We start from the raw sequence: 16,546 nt of genomic DNA, 5'->3' as shown, positions 1-16,546 counted from the left end.
GTGTAAGCATTGAATCGGATTCGTGACTATCTTGCCCAATATTCCTCTGCGTCGCTGGTGTCTAAGTCTACTGACCTGTGTTGTCGCGATCGCCCTGTCCGCCTGTAACCCTGCACTCTTTACCTCGCAAGCCGCACAGGGTTCTCAACTCGTTACCAGTATTCTCAGTGACCCCAAAACCTTTAACTACGCCCTCTCTCAGGAGTCGCCGAATATTTTTGGCTACACTTACGAGGGATTGGTAACGGAAAATGGTGTCACTGGCGAAATTGAACCCTCCCTCGCCGAATCCTGGGACATCTCGGACAACCAACAGCGGATTATCTTTACCCTGCGAGAGGGATTAAAGTGGTCGGATGGAGAACCCTTAACCGTGGATGATGTCGTCTTTACCTATAACGATATCTACCTCAACGAAGACATTCCCACCGATGTTCGCGACATTCTCAGAATTGGCGAAACACGCGGCTTTCCCAGCGTGCGGAAACTCGATGACAGACGAGTTGAATTTACTACACCCGAACCCTTTGCGCCCTTTCTCCGCACCACAGGACTAGCAATTTTACCCGCCCACGCCCTGAAGGATACGGTAACTGAGAAAGACCAAGAAGGAAGACCCAAGTTTATGACCACTTGGGGGGTGGATACCGACCCCGATAAAATTATTGTCAATGGACCCTACCAACTGGATCGCTACAATACCAATCAACGCTTAGTCTTCCGCCGCAATCCTCACTACTGGCGTCAAGGACCTCAAGGTCAATCCCAACCTTATATTAATCGCCTCTTCTGGGAAGTTGTTGAATCCACCGATACTGCCTTTTTGCAATTTCGTTCCGGTGGGTTAGATGCGATTAGTGTCTCACCGGATTTCTATTCTCTACTCAAGCGGGAAGAAGAACGCAGTAACTTTAACATTTACGTTGGTGGTCCGACTCTAAGTTCTAGTTTTATTTCCTTCAACCTTAACAAAGGCAGTCGGGATGGCGAACCGCTGATTGAACCGATGAAATCCCGTTGGTTTAATACCCTGGAATTTAGACAGGCGGTGGCTTATGCAATTGACCGGAAAACGATGATTGATAATTCGTTTCGGGGATTGGGTAAACCGCAATATTCTAACCTTCCGGTACAAAGTCCTTATTATTTGTCCCCCGAAGAGGGACTGCCAATTTACGAGTATAATCCTGACAAAGCCAAAGAATTATTGTTAAACGTGGGCTTCCAGTATAACGATGAAGGACAACTTCTGGATGATCAAGGGAATCGGGTGCGTTTCACCTTAATCACTAATGCGGGGAATAAACTACGCGAAGCCATGGGAGCGCAAATTAAACGAGATTTGGCGAAAATTGGCATTCAAGTGGATTTTAACCCGATTGCTTTTAGTACCTTGGTGGAAAAACTCAGTAATAGCTTGGATTGGGAATGTCATCTGCTGGGTTTTTCCGGTGGCGGATTAGAACCGAATAATAGTGCTAATGTCTGGTCTACGGAAGGTGGATTACACAGTTTCAATCAAAAACCAACGGTTGGTCAACCGGAGATTCAAGGCTGGGAGGTTGCACCTTGGGAGCAAGAGATCAATGATCTTTACATTAAAGGGTCTCAAGAGTTAGATGAACAGAAGCGCAAAGCCATTTACGGCGAAGCACAACGGCTGATCAAAGAATACTTACCCTTTATCTATATGGTGAATCCGCTTTCGATGACGGCTGTGCGCGATCGCGTGGAGGGGATTGAGTATTCGGCTTTAGGTGGTGCGTTCTGGAATATTCACGAATTGAGGATTTCTGAAGATTAAGGTTAATTATTTGGAGGAGACTCGAATTGCGTTCGCCCGACAATCTCGCAACCAGAGCTGCACGGCTCGACCTATAATACCATCGCTACTCTCTCGCGGCGGGGTTGGTGGGCGTTCTGGTAAAGGTGAACCTAGGCGCGTAAACATCATCGCCAAGCGCCATCCACTATCGGTATTGGTTAAAAATAGCCAGTGAAAACTCTCTCGTTCGATCGCACCTCCCTCGACATATTGGCGTTCTAGAGTGGTGAAAAAAACTTGTTGCGGGGGTTCTACGTTTGCAGCCGTCACAGAATGATAGGAACCCGGACCAAGAGTCAGGGGTTGAAATTCCGCCCGCCCTGCCACAATGATATAAAGATCGATATCAATGTCTTCATTTACAGGGCGCGATCGCTGAATCACCCGATTCGCGTAGTCAGGTAAATCCCGCAGCATCAAAGAGGTTAATGTTTCTACATCCTCCGGACAAGTCGCCGATTGAGCCAGAAGTGTAAGTGTAGGGGGACAGGGGTGCAGGAGTGGAGAAGTACAGGGGAGGACTCTTGGCTTTGTTGGTTTCATCTGCTGCGTTTGTGAGCCAAGGATATAATCGGTGTTAAACGCCCCACTAGGCATCTGAAATCCCAGCCAACAGACAACTGTTAAGCATTGGAGCAACTTACAATTCATAACTTACTAGATAGGGCTTGCTGAATACGTTCCGTTATTGGTGAGCTAGGGCGGGTTTTGTTGTTCCGTTATTGGTGAGCTAGGGCGGGTTTTGTTGTTCCGTTATTGGTGAGCTAGGGCGGGTTTTGTTGTTCCGTTATTGGTGAGCTAGGGCGGGTTTTGTTGTTCCGTTATTGGTCAATAGCTGACTTTAGTTCCTAAACCCGCCCCGACAATTATGGCTAAACCCGCCCCGACAATTATGGCTAAACCCGCCCCGACAATTATGGCTAAACCCGCCCCTACAATTATGGCTAAACCCGCCCCTACAATTAACTGATGACTTCCTGTAATTCTTCGCCAATTCTCTCCCAAGCCGCAACGGGGTCAGGCGCAGCCGTGATCGGGCGTCCAATTACCAGGTAATCAGCGCCCGCTTTCAGAGCATCTGCGGGTGTCATCAATCGCCGTTGATCGCCCTGTTCCGACCAACTAGGACGGACGCCGGGACAAACTAGGAGAAAGTCATCACCACAGACTTGACGAATCTGGGACACTTCTTGGGGCGAACAAACTGCGCCATTTAATCCAGCTTCTTGCGCCAAAAGTGCCATATGTAAGGCGTATTCGGGTAATTCAATCGGAACTTTTAAATCAAAGGCTAAATCTCGCGAGTTTAAACTGGTGAGTAGGGAAATCCCAATTAACTTTGGGGGTGAACAAGCAGCGGCTTCTGCTCCTTGCTTCGCTGCGACTACCGCCTCTTTGAGTGCCATGCGACCTGCTACAGCATGAATTGTCAGTAAATCTACTCCATATCCAGCCGCCGCCCGTGTTGCCCCAGCTACCGTATTGGGAATATCGTGAAACTTGAGATCTAAAAATATGCGTTTTTGCCGATCTTTGAGAACTTGGAGAATTGCAGCTCCACTACTAACAAATAGTTCCAGTCCGACTTTCCAGAACCTCACCTGAGGTAATTTTTCCACGAGGGCGATCGCGTGGGCTTCGGTAGGTACATCTAAGGGGACGATAATCCGCTCTGCTCCTGACATGGGAAACGCTTGTTGATAAGTAGCCACAGATTATCCCATTTTTCTTGAACTATGCAACTAATGCAATCCTAGAGCGCCGATCTACATATAGTATCACCCCTTCAGATTGAGGGGTTTGGTGACCAAACCCCTACTATCGGGCGGCTCGAATTAATAAAAATCCGCCAACTGCAAACCCCATCAGATTGGGCAACCAGGCAGAGATTAAGGGGGGAAGGTAGTTACTTAATCCTAGAGCATCTCCGATCGCCATCAGCATATAATAGGCGAAAATCACTAACACGCTAATCCCAAAACCTGTCGCTTTACTGGTACGCTGAGGTCGATTGCCTAATGATCCGCCGACCAAACCAAAAACAACGCAAGCAAAGGGTAAGGCAAATTTTTGACTGATGCGGATTTTGAGTTTGCGAATGTCCTCCTCATCCCCACTCTGGCGCTCTAATTCTAGACGTTCTCTGGCTTGAGTGATGTTCATTTCATCGTAATCGCGGTCTTTTCTCGCCAAATCCAAGGGAATGCGAGGCAATTGTAGTTGTTGGTGTTCAAACCGCACGATGTTACGGTAAGAGGCATCCGGCGCGATTAAATAGATAGTGCCGTTGTAAAAATCCCAAGTACTTTGCGCTATATTCCATATTGCCGAATCAGCAGTGACAATTTGGTTAAGACCTTGCTGAGACCAGTCGAGAATGGTTAAGCCCTTCATCCGCTCACCATCAAAATTTTGAGCGTAGAATAAGCGCTTGAGTGTTTTATCCTCCTCTGCATATTCTCGATAGAAGATATTGCGCTCTTTGAAGGTGGGTTTTTCCTCTCCTAATGCCTTTTCTAAGGTTAACGTGGCTTGATAGTTAGAGGCGGGGACGACGTATTCATTGAATCCAAAAGTAACGCCAGTAACCATTAAACTCAGTAATATTGCGGGTAGCACGAGGCGATAAATACTCACCCCGCAGCTTCGCAACGCAATCAGTTCACTGTCGCTAGACAGACGGCTGTAGGTCAATAAGGTGGCTAAAAGGACAGATGTAGGAAAAGCATACGCCATGAACTGAGGTAAACTCAACAGCAGCACTTTCAGCACTAATGTGGCTGGTAGTCCTTCATCTACCGCTGTTCGCATCAAGTCAAATAAGCTACCAATCGTTACCCCCACTGAGGAAAACATTCCCATACCAAATAAAAATGGGGGAATGAGTTCGGTGATAATATAACGATCCATCACCGATACGCCAGGAATAAATGAGAACAGAGGTAGAGATTTACGGATCGTCATTTGTCATTTGTCATTCGTCATTTGTTTATGTATTGGTTTGAGAGCTATTTACCGAACATCTAGAAATAGCCAGGATTATTTTTGAAACTCATCGCCCAAGTAGTATTGTCGCACCAAGGGGTTGTTGTAAAGTTCTTCTGCACTACCCGATGCCAGAATTTGCCCGTCTCGCATGATATAGGCACGATCAGTAATGGCTAGAGTTTCGCGAACATTATGATCCGTAATTAAAACCCCAATTTCGCGATCGCGCAACCGGGCAATGATTTTCTGGATCTCAGACACCGCGATCGGATCAACGCCAGCAAAGGGTTCATCTAAGAATAAAAATTTAGGACCTTCTACGCCTGAAGCTAACGCCCTTGCTAATTCTGTACGACGGCGTTCACCCCCAGAAACCTGCCTCCCAATCGTATTGGCTGCTTTTTCTAGACCAAACTCTTCAATCAACGTTCGCAACCGCCAGCGCCATTCGTGACGCGGTACACCCGTTTGCTCTAGCACCAGTTGAATATTATCTCGAACCGTCAGATTCCGAAAGATACTGGGTTCTTGCGCCAGATAGCCTATACCAAAACGCGCCCGCTGATGCATTGGCTGCTTGGTGATGTCATGATCATCTAACCATACTGTCCCTTGATTCGGTTTTTCTAGACCAATAGCAATATAAAACGTGGTTGTTTTTCCCGCACCATTTGGACCCAGCAGTCCCACAACTTCCCCTTGTGCCACAGACAGATTGACACGGTTAACAATAGACTGCTTATTATAGGATTTATGAATATTCTCCAAAACAATTTTCAAGAATAGTTACCTCAGTTGGGGAGTTTTGTTTGTGATGTGTAGAGACGTGCCATCGCACATCTGTAGGGGCGGGTTGTACTATTATCGTTTCCTTTTGACCCAGATGTAACTAAACCCGCCCCAACCAAGTTTTTAGTCTGTAGGGGCGGGTTTCACTACTATCGTTGGCTGTCACCCAGATGTAACTAAACCCGCCCCGATTAGTGTTCAGTTGAAGGGTACTGACTGGTATGCTGGCGTGGCACAGCCCACCCTACGGTATCTCAAGGGTTTCGGCGCTAACGAATGACGAATGACGAATAACAAATGACACATAAAAATTATGGATCACTCACTGGAGTTTTGAACACAGGTTTTGGATTAAAAGGAGGCGTTGCAGGCGGCGCGACAGGCTGAGTTGGGGCTTCGGGATCAGACACAATATAAATCGATTCAACCTGTTGTTCATTTTTCGGTAGAGCAACAAAGCGCCCTTCATCAATTAAATAGGTAATCGTTTCACCGCGCAAACTATTACCTTGCTGCAAAACGTAAACATTTCCGGTGAGAACAATACGCCGTTCTCTGCTAAAATATTGAGCTTGAGCCGCCGTTGCCTGAATTTGGCGAGCCGGATAATCAATCTGTACATTCCCCCGCGCCGTGACAACGCCCGTTTGGGAATTCGCTTCTTGAACATCTGCCCGAACTGTGATGGCACGTCCATCTCCAGTTTGGGCTTGGGCATCTTTGAGGGGAGTGGGAAGCGCGATCGCTCCCATCAAGCTAATTGGCAAGATCAGCGCTATGCCTAGACGTCGCTTTAGGTTAACCATATCAGATAAGCAGGACTTCATCAGTTTATTTATCAGCCATAGTTGTCGGGCAGATCCGAGAAGTCTTTCAACCTCAGACCTTTGTATTATACTGGCGATTCATCGGGAATTCAGTCTAGCTGTGCAAATACCTCATCCAAAGATGTAGAGCCTGATGCTTCTCGCCAGTTGAGGGCAACTCTTTTGACGAATCAACACCTGTCCTTGTTTCATCCTCAAAAGTTGTTATTGCTTTGTTAGTGTAAAAATTGTTATAGTTTTTAATTTATCGGGGGATTAGGCAACCGGGAAATTCTTTCCCAGCTTCCCAGACGTAATATGCTACGTCTCTACTACCCCAAACCCGTAACTGAAAAATCGGCTACAGTTCGTTCTCCTGACTTCGTTGAAAATATATTACCTTTGTCGTTTAGTTAGTCGTGTAGTCTTTAGCCAGTGATGACAACTCAGCCTCGCGATCGCCAAGATTCACCCTCACCGTCTCTTGATCCGTCTTCACCCGTAGCTAATGTGCTACAGTTCCCCCAGACTGAGCCAACCTTTTACTACTTTGCCTATGGCTCCTGTATGTGTCCGGTTGACTTAAAGCGATCGCTCGGTGAAAGTACTCATGCGTTTGTCTTAGGTTCAGCCGTTCTCAACGGATATCGATTGGGATTTAACCGCAAATCAGCAAGGCGCAACTGTGGTGTACTAGATATCGTCCCCGATGTTAACGCAACGGTTGAAGGCGTCTTATACCGCTTACCAGAGCGATTTAGTCAGCCTCTGGATCACCGGGAAGAAGTCCCTCGTGGTGGCTATCGACGGGAAACCGTGGAAGTGTCTTGTCAAGGACGAATCTATCATAATGTCCGGACTTACGTAGTGGTGGACAAATTAGCCGAAGAATTAGCACCGAATGATTGGTACTTTAACGTTGTATTGCGTGGCGCTATCACCTGTGGGTTAAGCGAATCCTACTGTTGGCAACTCTTTAACCACATGCACCAGCTTCAACAGCGTCATTGGCAAACCCAAGCCTTACGTTCGGCGTAGTAGGGGTTTGGTAACCAAACCCCTACTCGTCTAAATCAGCGTTTCCCGGTGATCCTATAAAAAAAAGAGACACTTTCCCATCAAAATGCTACCGTTTTTAGATAGACGTACCTGGCTACGTCTAGACCAACGCATTAATAGGGAAATCCCACTGTGATTGTCCTTCCAGGTTACCAGATTCTCGCCAAAATCTACGAAAGCTCCAATTCTATAGTCTATCGGGGAATCCGACAGGTCGATACTCAACCTGTGATTTTGAAAGTTCTCAAACCCGACTATCCTACGTCTGAGGAACTTAGCCGCTACAAAAGGGAATATGACATTACTCATAACTGGCGGCTAACGAGCGTCATTCACGCCTACAACTTACTCGCTTATCAGAATAAGTTGGTGATTATCTTTGAGGATATTGGTGGAGAATCCTTAAAATTATTAATCAATAAAATCGAATTCTCTTTGTCAGACATTCTGGACATCGCGATTAAGATTACAGAAGGCTTAAGTGAAATCCACGCCAATAACACAATTCATAAAGATATTAACCCATCAAATATCATTTTAAATCCAGCGACGGGACAACTAAAAATTATTGATTTTGGTATTGCGGTTCGCTTATCTGGAGAAAACTCTCCCCCCAAACAATCGCCGCATGTAGAAGGAACGTTAGCCTATTTATCGCCAGAGCAAACGGGACGGATGGATTGTCCTCTAGATTACCGCACGGATTTTTATTCCTTAGGTGTCACTCTTTATGAACTATTAACTCATCATCTACCTTTCGATAAAAATGAACATCTGGAGTTAATTTATTGCCATCTGGCTCAACAGCCTCTCCCGCCTCATCTAATGTGCCAGTTAAACGAAGTAGAGGGAGAGGAAGAGGAAGAGAAAAAGGGCGCTGGAAAAGCTGAGGACGAGGAGGAATTAACCCTAAACCAAGTTTGTCCTAAAGCCATTTCCAATCTGGTTATGAAACTATTGGAAAAAATACCGCAAAAGCGATATCAAAGTGCTGTAGGACTCAAACTGGATTTAGAGTATTGTTTAGACCAATTAAAAACAAGAGGAACCATTCAAGAATTTCCGCTGGGATACCATGATTTAGACAAATCTTTGCAAATTCCTCAAAAACTTTATGGTCGAGAACGAGAAATCCAAGCCCTCCTCGCTGCTTTTTTCCGCATCGCCTGTTACCCAAAGGGGCGAGGAGTAACGAATCCTCCAAAACGACTAAGCGAAATCATGCTGATTACGGGTGATGCTGGTGTTGGCAAATCCGCCATAGTCCAGAAAATTCGTCCATCTATTACCCAGCATGGCGGTTACTTTATAACCGGAAAATTTGACCAATTTCAACGCAATATTCCCTATTCAGCCTTAGTTAATTCTTTCTCAAAATTAATCCGAAAAATTTTAACTGAAAGTGAAGCGAAACTTAGGCAATGGCGAAAAAAATTATTAACAGCCTTAGGTCGCAATGGACAAATTATTATCCAGGTGATTCCCGAAGTCGAACTAATTATTGGGACTCAGCCGGAAGTCCCTGAATTAGGATTAGCTGAATCCCAAAATCGCTTCCATTTAGTCTTTCAAGCCTTTATGCGGGTTTTCTGCCAACCCGAACATCCGTTAGTTATTTTCTTAGATGATTTACAATGGGCGGATGCGGCAACTTTGAAGTTGCTGGAATTTATTTTAACCGATGATCCTATCCCTTATCTATTCCTCATTGGTGCTTATCGAGACAATGACGTTGAGCCGACTCATCCTTTAATGAGTAGCTTCGATAAAATTTGTAGTGTTGGCGTTATTATTAACCAAATTATCGTAAATCCCCTCAACCAAGAACAAATTATTGAGTTACTTTCAGAAACTTTACACAGAGATGCCCAAGCGGTTGTGGCTTTAGCCGAACTCATTTTACGTAAAACCGCTGGGAATCCTTTCTTTATCAAAGAATTTATCAAAACCCTTGCTCAGGACAATTTAATTTACGTGAGTCCTTCTACCTGCGAACGTTCAGGTCAGTGGACTTGGGATATTGACCAAATTGAAAAAACAGCGATTACCGATAACGTAGTGGACTTGATGATTGGTAAGTTAAAAAAACTTCCAGAAAGCACTCAGCAGGTTTTAGGGTTAGCCGCTTGTATTGGAAATAAGTTTGCACTTGATCGGCTTGCCAAAATTTGCGATAAAACTCCGGATAATACCTTGGCAGATTTATCTCCAGCCCTACAGTTAGGATTAATTGAACTCTATTCCAAGCATTCTGAAAATAATTATAAATTTTCACACGATCGCGTGCAACAAGCCGTTGATGCATTGATGGATAAATCAACCAAAGAAACCATTCATTGGCACATTGGTCGGCTGTTACTTGCCCAGCTATCTCCTTATCAAAAATATGAGCGAATCTTTGATATTGTCGATCATCTCAATTGGAAAGGATACGCCGTTACCAATACTCTCGAACGACTTGAATTAACCCGATTAAATTTAGCGGCTGCCAAAAAAGCGAAATTAGCAACGGCGTATACAGCCGCTAGGAATTATCTCAACTATGGACTATCAACCTTAACCGAAACAAGCTGGATTGATCAGTATGTCTTAACCTTTAAACTCCACAAAGAACTGGCTGAAGTTGAATATCTGAATGGCGACTTTGAATCGTCACAGCATTTAATCCATCAAAGCTTAATTCAAGCAAAATCTGTTGTTGAGCAAGCTGAACTGTATAACCTTCTCATTGTTCAACACACCATGCTAGCCAACTATAAAGAAGCCATTCAAGTTGGACGCCAAGCCCTGAAAAACATCGGCATTGATTTTCCAGATGTCAATTTGAAAATAGCGTTAGATAATGAACTGTCTGACTTAAAACGAAATTTAGGCAATCAGGACATTGCCAGTTTAATCGATTTACCCCCCATGACTGATGGGATGACAAAAGCCGCCGTCAATCTCCTATTAAGCCTTGATCCGCCCACCTATTTCTTTGATCAAGAGAGTTATGCTTGGGTTACGGTAAAACTCGTCAATTTATCTCTCCAATATGGCAATACTCCCGAATCAGCCAAAGGCTATTCTAATTATGGTTTACTCCTGGGTTCTCTGTGGGGAGAGTATCAGTCTGGCTATGCTTTTGGGTTACTGGCTTGCCAATTAAGTCAAACCTTTAATAATCCAATTTATATCAGTCGAACGCATCATTTCTTGGCAACCTTTTTGAATTCCTGGGTTCAACCGATTCAATATACTGAATCGATTAACCATAAGGCGTATCAGGCGGGAATGGAAGCTGGAGATTTTCAATATGTTGGCTATATCTTAAATAATCAGTTTCATAATGCCTTTAATCAGGGGTCTCGATTAATTGATTTATTAAGCCAAGCCGATACATGCTTGCGCTTTAGCCGCACAACTCAAAACCAATGGGTAACCGACATGATTTTAGCCTGTCAATTGCCTGTTTTAAATTTATGTGGGCGAACGGAGAAGAAGGAAGTATTTGATACCGATGAAAGTAGTGAAGCCAATTATTTAGCCACCTGTCATACGTATCAAACCTTTGGCGGTCTTTGTACATTTTATACCATTAAAGCCTGGTTACTCTATCTCTACAACCAACCCGAATCAGCACTAAATTGCATTAAAAACGCCGAAAAGTACCTGCCGTTTATTCGCGGTTTATTTACCCAAGCTGAACATAATTTTTATACCTCCCTGATCTTAACCGCCCTCTATCCTCAGGCTGCGGCTAGTCAGCAAGCGGATTATTGGCAAACCTTGATTGTTAATCAAGCTCAGATGAAACATTGGGCAGAAAATTGTCCAGCAAACTTCCGTCATAAATATGTATTGATTAATGCAGAAATGGCATGGGTTGCGGGTCAAACGGAAAAGGCAATGGATCTCTATGATCAAGCCATTGACTTAGCCAAAACCAATGGCTTTATTCACCATGAGGCTTTAGGAAATGAACTCGCCGCCAAGTTTTGGTTGAATAAAGGCAAGATCAACTTTGCTCAATTTTACATGCAAAAAGCCCGCTATGGCTATCACCATTGGGGTGCAAAGCGCAAGGTTGAAGATTTAGAGGAAACTTATCCTGGCTTATTTACCGAAGCCTTAACCTCAGTTAATATTAAAGATACACTCACCAATTCATATACAGATTCAGCTTCGGGGAGTCATCTTGCCGCCGTGCTAGATTCTACCACAATTATTAAAACTTTTCAAGCCATTTCCAGTGAAATCAACCTCGATAAGTTGCTGATTAGCTTAATGAAGATTCTCATAGAAAACGCTGGAGCAACACAAGGGGTTTTACTATTAGATTGGGAGGGAGAGTTGCGAATTGAAGCAACCTGTATGGGTGATCTAGATACTATTACTGTCTTACAATCGCTTCCCCTGGAAACCAGCCAATACCTTCCCAATGCGATTATTTATTATGTCAGTCGGACGCAAGAAATTTTAGTCTTAAATGATGCCACGTCTGAGGATAAATTTATTAGCGATGCCTATATTCAGCACAACCAACCGAAATCCATTGTCTGTGCGCCCCTGCTGAATCAAGGACAATTGATCGGACTCTTTTATCTGGAAAATAATTTAGCGATCGCGGCATTTACGCCCGAACGAGTTGAACTCTTAAATCTAATATCCGCCCAAGCCGCGATTTCGATTAAAAATGCTCGTCTGTGGCAAAAACAAGCGGAACTTAACGTTTCCTTACAGGCGGAGATTGCCGAACGCAAACGCACAGAAACTGCTTTACGTAAAAGTGAGGGACTGTATCGAACCCTGACGCAAAACTTTCCTAATGGCAGTGTTTTATTATTTGATCGAGAGTTACGCTTCTTGTTAGTAGAAGGGGAGGGAGTAAGGGCTGGCGGCTTTGAACCTGAACAGTTAAAAGGAAAAACGATTACAGAGGTCTTATCACCCGATGTTTGTAAAATAATCGAACCGCTGTATCAGTCAGCCTTAGCCGGAGAAACCAAGGTATCTGAAATGACCTTTGCTGATCGCACCCATCAAGTGTATACGCTTCCGGTGAAAAATGAGCAAGGTGAAATTTTTGCTGGAATGGTGATGTCTCAAGATATCACCCTGCAAAAACAAGCAGAACATATCTTACAAAATGCACGAGAAGAATTAGAACGACGAGTCGAAGAACGCACCCAAGCTTTAAGCGCCATGAATAATGTATTACAGACGGAAATTGCTGAACGTCGCGAAGCGGAAGCAAAACTTAAAGAACTGACCCAGGAATTGCAACGTTCTAATCAAGAATTGGAACAATTTGCCTATATTGCTTCCCACGATTTGCAGGAACCGTTACGCGCTGTGGCAAGTTATACCCAACTTTTACAACAAGACTACCTCGATCAACTCGATGAATCCGCCCAAGATTATATGGCGTTTATCATTGATGGTGCAACCCGAATGCGCCAGTTAATTCAAGCCTTGCTGATGTATTCTCGCCTAGGGACTCGTCCACCAGAGGGGAAACCGACCGATTGTAATGCTATCCTACGTCAAGTGACGGAGAATTTACAGATCGCGATCGCCCAAAGCCAAGCGACGATTACCTACGATTCCCTCCCCACGGTTCAGGCTGATCCCACTCAACTGATCCAACTGTTTCAAAATCTGATCGCAAACGCGATCAAATTCTGCCGCGATCGCCCCCCTCACATCCAGATTGAGGCACAATTGACAGAGAATGCATGGCTGTTTCAGGTAAAGGATAATGGAATTGGGATTAAACCCAAATACCTCGACCGCATCTTTGTCATCTTCAAACGTCTCCATACCCGGCGCGAGTTTTCGGGTACGGGTATTGGGTTAGCCGTTTGTAAGAAAATTGTCGAACGCCACGGTGGACGGATTTGGGTGGAATCTCAACCTGGAGTTGGTAGCACATTTTTCTTGACCCTTCCCTGTTTGATATCCTCGCTATGAGCAGCCATTATAGATTTAGACCCATTGAAATTTTACTGGTGGAAGATTCCCCCAGTGACGCGAATCTGATCCAGATTAGTTTTAAGCAAGCTAAAATTGCCAACAACTTGCATTGGGTAGAAGATGGGGAAACCGCCCTAGACTACTTACTCCAGCAAGGGGATTATGCTAACACTCCCCGTCCGGATTTGATTGTGTTAGATCTGAATTTACCGGGAATGGATGGTCAAGAAGTATTAACCTCGGTCAAATCAGACCCCACGCTCAAACGAATTCCCGTGATCGTTCTCACAACCTCGGAAGATGAAGAGGATATACTCAAGTCTTATGAACGTTATGCCAACTGCTATATTACCAAACCTATCGATATTCAACAGTTTATGCGAATGGTTCGGCTATTGGAAGAATTTTGGTTAGCGGCCGTTCAATTGCCCTCGGAGTGAGACCCGTCCTATGGACAAACACCTAATTCATGTTCTATTAGTGGAGGATAGCCCTAGTGATGCTCGCTTGCAGCGTCATCGATTTTCCCGTTTAGACCCAAAAGAATGGCAACTGCATCATGTTGAACGACTCGAGGATGCGATTGAGAGTTGTGCGAATCTCTCCATTGATGTGGTGTTGTTAGACCTAAATCTTCCGGATGCTGATGGCTTAGAAACCGTGACTGAATTCCGAGAGGCGATTCCCCATCTTCCCATTGTTGTGTTAACGGGCGCTAATGATGAAGAATTAGCATTGGGGGCAATGGCACATGGGGCGCAAGATTATTTACTCAAGGATGATATTACGATTCCCTTATTAGTGAAAACGATCCGCTATGCGATTGAACGAGGACAAATTATCCAAAAACTCCAGGACAGTGAACGACGTTTCCGGGGAATTTTTAATCAAACGTTTCAGTCGATGATGTTGTTGACTCCAGAAGGACTGATTGTGGATATCAATGAAACGGCATTAAATTCGAGTGGCTATAAATTAGATGATTTACTCGGTTTGCCCGTATGGAAACTGGAGTGTTGGAATCACTGCCAATCTATACAGGAGTGGTTGAAAGCGGCGATTAAACAGGCGGCTAATGGTGATTTGGTGCGCCAGGACGTTCAGTTTCGCAAACAGGAAAGCGTCATGATTCGCATGGATTTTTCGCTTAAACCGTTAAAAGATGAAGCCGGAAAAGTGGTTTTACTGATTGCTGAAGGACGAGATATTCATGAATAAGGCTGTTCGTAGTCAGCACTTTAGTGCTGGGAAATCAAGCATTTTGAGGCACTCGCATTGCCTACTACAAACGTATAAAATTAAGCAAGGCGTGGGCGAGTTCCAGTTTGCTGCACGGTTGCACCGACTCCTGGCGTCCCTGTTTATCGATGAAAATCGCTTGATTGGTGTCGCTGGCAAATCCCACATTCGGCTGGTCAATGGGATTGGCGGCGATCGCATCTAAATTCTTGGCGTTTAATTTGGCTAACGCGGGCTTGACAATATCACCCGTTTGTGCTGCAAACCCGATTAACCGTTGATGACTTTGTTTACGCTGTCCTAACTCTGCCAAAATATCCGGTACAGGTTCTAAAGCTAAGGCAGTGGGAAGCTGGGCTTTGGGTAATTTCTCTGAGGTATGATCAGCAGGTTTGACATCGGCGACAGCGGCTGCCATGATTACCAGATCCGCTTCGGAGAAATAAGATAACATGACCTGACGCATTTCGGCAGCACTGACGACTGAAATTGCCTGAATATCGGGGGGAATGGATTCGGTTAAGGGTGCATGGACTAACACCACTTTGGCGCCGCGATGCTTGGCGGCTTGTGCCAATGCCAATCCCATCTTACCCGTAGAGGGATTGCCAATAAAGCGCACAGGGTCTAAATGTTCTCTGGTGCCACCGGTACTAATTAACACCTGTTTACCGACTAAATCCCGCTTACCGCCTGTGTATAACACTGAATGAATAGCAGTCAGAATCTCGGAGGGTTCTGCCAAGCGCCCTGCACCCACGCGATCGCACGCCAATCGTCCGGCATCGGGTCCCACCGTATGATACCTGGAATCGCTCAATAGGTTGTGCCAATTCCGCTGTACTGCCTGCTGTTCCCACATATCCGTGTTCATCGCTGGGGCAAGGAGTACGGGACAATGGGAGGCAAGAACGGTATTAGTTAATAAATTATCGGCTAAACCGTGAGCTAATTTGCCCAAGGTGTTAGCCGTAAGGGGAGCAATCACGAATAGATCTGCCCATTCGCCCAACTCGATATGAACAGGGCGATTATGAATCGGTTGCCAAAATAGGCGATCGGTATACGCCTGATGGCGCGAGAGGGTGGAAATAGTCAGGGGGGTGATAAACTCTTGAGCCGCTTGGGTGAGAATCACCCGAACTTGCACCCCAGCCTGAAACAGGGTGGAAATAACCTGACAAACTTTATAGGCGGCGATACCACCGCCTATACCTATCAATACTCGCTTAGACTCATTCACGCTTCATCATACGCTTCTAGGTCTAGCAAGTAGAGGTAGGGTTCTGCCAACTCCGGACGTTGGAAGGCTAGCGCCCGCAGCAAATGCCAGTCATCTAGTCCCGCAAACGCATTTTCATATTCGTCCTGTTCTAAACGTCCTGCTAATTCAGCAACATCCTGTTTCGTGAAAGCCGACAAATCACGCTGGGACATGGTTAACGTTGCCATTGCTCACGCCTCTCCTGAATCGGATTGATGTACATTGCACAGAGCGCTATTACCGCCGCGTTTCTATTATCGCCATTCAAGCACAGAACTGGGGAGTTTTTCTGTTAAGCCTTTGTAAGGTTTTGCAGTTTGAGTCATGAATCCCTAACGTGAGCTACTGATGATGTGGGGTTTCTCGCCGATTCATCTAAAAATCAACCCTAGAGACATCAACATCTCTAGGGTCAATTTTGGTCTTGCGATCGGAGCGGCGGGATTTGAACCCACGACCCCCACTACCCCAAAGTGGTGCGCTACCAAGCTGCGCTACGCCCCGTGAAACCTTTCCTAGATTATCATAGGATTTATCATTTTAACAACTTTTCAGAAACACGTTCTCACACAAGGGTTTGCAGGAAAGGGAATCGGGGACAGCACAAAATCCTGTAGGTTG

General features: G+C 45.1%; 13 protein-coding genes and 1 tRNA gene. 5 read left to right on the top strand and 9 right to left on the bottom strand.

Annotation, left to right across the window (positions count from 1 at the left end):
• The first annotated feature begins 40 nt into the window (after positions 1 to 40).
• Positions 41 to 1,804, top strand: a complete 1,764-nt coding sequence (locus RIE73_RS25640; protein WP_446403879.1) for an ABC transporter substrate-binding protein — start codon at positions 41 to 43, stop codon at positions 1,802 to 1,804.
• A 6-nt stretch (positions 1,805 to 1,810) separates the two neighbouring features.
• Here the strand turns inward: RIE73_RS25640 and RIE73_RS25635 are convergent, their stop codons facing one another.
• The 6 genes from RIE73_RS25635 to RIE73_RS25610 all read right to left on the bottom strand — a co-directional run bounded on the left by RIE73_RS25635 (position 1,811) and on the right by RIE73_RS25610 (position 6,429).
• Positions 1,811 to 2,476: a hypothetical protein gene (locus RIE73_RS25635; RefSeq protein WP_446403862.1), complete on the bottom strand. Its 666-nt coding sequence runs from the start codon at positions 2,474 to 2,476 to the stop codon at positions 1,811 to 1,813.
• Positions 2,477 to 2,653: 177 nt separating this feature from the next.
• Positions 2,654 to 2,830 carry a glycine zipper family protein gene (locus RIE73_RS25630; RefSeq protein ID WP_446403861.1) on the bottom strand — a complete coding sequence of 59 codons (177 nt, stop codon included), beginning with the start codon at positions 2,828 to 2,830 and terminating at the stop codon, positions 2,654 to 2,656.
• The gene (gene pyrF, locus RIE73_RS25625; protein ID WP_446403878.1) at positions 2,788 to 3,510 is read right to left on the bottom strand and encodes an orotidine-5'-phosphate decarboxylase; all 723 of its coding nucleotides are present in this window, start codon (positions 3,508 to 3,510) and stop codon (positions 2,788 to 2,790) included. The genes RIE73_RS25630 and pyrF overlap by 43 nt, the downstream gene beginning before the upstream one ends.
• A 133-nt stretch (positions 3,511 to 3,643) precedes the next feature.
• Positions 3,644 to 4,789 carry an LptF/LptG family permease gene (locus tag RIE73_RS25620; RefSeq protein ID WP_446403860.1) on the bottom strand — a complete coding sequence of 382 codons (1,146 nt, stop codon included), beginning with the start codon at positions 4,787 to 4,789 and terminating at the stop codon, positions 3,644 to 3,646.
• A gap of 75 nt (positions 4,790 to 4,864) precedes the next feature.
• Complete coding sequence (lptB, locus tag RIE73_RS25615; protein WP_446403859.1) at positions 4,865 to 5,593, bottom strand: LPS export ABC transporter ATP-binding protein; 729 nt, start codon at positions 5,591 to 5,593, stop codon at positions 4,865 to 4,867.
• A 320-nt stretch (positions 5,594 to 5,913) separates the two neighbouring features.
• Positions 5,914 to 6,429: an LptA/OstA family protein gene (locus RIE73_RS25610; RefSeq protein WP_446403858.1), complete on the bottom strand. Its 516-nt coding sequence runs from the start codon at positions 6,427 to 6,429 to the stop codon at positions 5,914 to 5,916.
• 417 nt (positions 6,430 to 6,846) lie between these two features.
• Between RIE73_RS25610 and RIE73_RS25605 the strand changes: the two genes are divergently transcribed.
• The 4 genes from RIE73_RS25605 (at position 6,847) to RIE73_RS25590 (ending at position 14,640) form a co-directional block, all read left to right on the top strand.
• Positions 6,847 to 7,446 (top strand): gamma-glutamylcyclotransferase, encoded by a 600-nt coding sequence (locus RIE73_RS25605; RefSeq protein ID WP_446403857.1) that lies wholly within the window; start codon positions 6,847 to 6,849, stop codon positions 7,444 to 7,446.
• 153 nt (positions 7,447 to 7,599) lie between these two features.
• On the top strand, positions 7,600 to 13,419 hold the full coding sequence (locus tag RIE73_RS25600; protein WP_446403856.1) for a protein kinase domain-containing protein: 5,820 nt from the start codon (positions 7,600 to 7,602) through the stop codon (positions 13,417 to 13,419).
• Positions 13,416 to 13,862, top strand: a complete 447-nt coding sequence (locus tag RIE73_RS25595) for a response regulator (RefSeq protein ID WP_446374665.1) — start codon at positions 13,416 to 13,418, stop codon at positions 13,860 to 13,862. The genes RIE73_RS25600 and RIE73_RS25595 overlap by 4 nt, the downstream gene beginning before the upstream one ends.
• A 10-nt stretch (positions 13,863 to 13,872) precedes the next feature.
• Positions 13,873 to 14,640 carry a response regulator gene (locus tag RIE73_RS25590; RefSeq protein ID WP_446403855.1) on the top strand — a complete coding sequence of 256 codons (768 nt, stop codon included), beginning with the start codon at positions 13,873 to 13,875 and terminating at the stop codon, positions 14,638 to 14,640.
• A 64-nt stretch (positions 14,641 to 14,704) separates the two neighbouring features.
• Here RIE73_RS25590 and coaBC read toward each other — a convergent pair whose 3' ends face one another.
• The 3 genes from coaBC to RIE73_RS25575 all read right to left on the bottom strand — a co-directional run bounded on the left by coaBC (position 14,705) and on the right by RIE73_RS25575 (position 16,429).
• A complete protein-coding gene (coaBC, locus tag RIE73_RS25585; RefSeq protein ID WP_446403854.1) occupies positions 14,705 to 15,904 on the bottom strand; it encodes a bifunctional phosphopantothenoylcysteine decarboxylase/phosphopantothenate--cysteine ligase CoaBC in 1,200 nt (399 codons plus the stop codon).
• The gene (isiD, locus tag RIE73_RS25580) at positions 15,901 to 16,113 is read right to left on the bottom strand and encodes a protein IsiD (RefSeq protein ID WP_446403853.1); all 213 of its coding nucleotides are present in this window, start codon (positions 16,111 to 16,113) and stop codon (positions 15,901 to 15,903) included. Before isiD ends, coaBC begins: the two co-directional genes overlap by 4 nt.
• Positions 16,114 to 16,355: 242 nt before the next feature.
• A tRNA-Pro gene (locus RIE73_RS25575) sits at positions 16,356 to 16,429 on the bottom strand.
• Positions 16,430 to 16,546 lie beyond the last annotated feature (117 nt).

Source organism: Coleofasciculus sp. C1-SOL-03, from assembly GCF_040220555.1.
GTDB lineage: Bacteria > Cyanobacteriota > Cyanobacteriia > Cyanobacteriales > Coleofasciculaceae > Coleofasciculus.
This window is presented reverse-complemented; position numbering and strand designations above follow the sequence as displayed.

Bases quoted from the DNA above. Each gene is read 5' to 3' on its own strand.
- RIE73_RS25635 (WP_446403862.1), bottom strand. From the start codon at position 2,476: ATGAATTGTAAGTTGCTCCAATGCTTAACAGTTGTCTGTTGGCTGGGA.
- pyrF (WP_446403878.1), bottom strand. From the start codon at position 3,510: ATGTCAGGAGCAGAGCGGATTATCGTCCCCTTAGATGTACCTACCGAA.
- RIE73_RS25620 (WP_446403860.1), bottom strand. From the start codon at position 4,789: ATGACGATCCGTAAATCTCTACCTCTGTTCTCATTTATTCCTGGCGTA.
- RIE73_RS25610 (WP_446403858.1), bottom strand. From the start codon at position 6,429: ATGAAGTCCTGCTTATCTGATATGGTTAACCTAAAGCGACGTCTAGGC.
- RIE73_RS25605 (WP_446403857.1), top strand. From the start codon at position 6,847: ATGACAACTCAGCCTCGCGATCGCCAAGATTCACCCTCACCGTCTCTT.
- RIE73_RS25595 (WP_446374665.1), top strand. From the start codon at position 13,416: ATGAGCAGCCATTATAGATTTAGACCCATTGAAATTTTACTGGTGGAA.
- RIE73_RS25590 (WP_446403855.1), top strand. From the start codon at position 13,873: ATGGACAAACACCTAATTCATGTTCTATTAGTGGAGGATAGCCCTAGT.
- isiD (WP_446403853.1), bottom strand. From the start codon at position 16,113: ATGGCAACGTTAACCATGTCCCAGCGTGATTTGTCGGCTTTCACGAAA.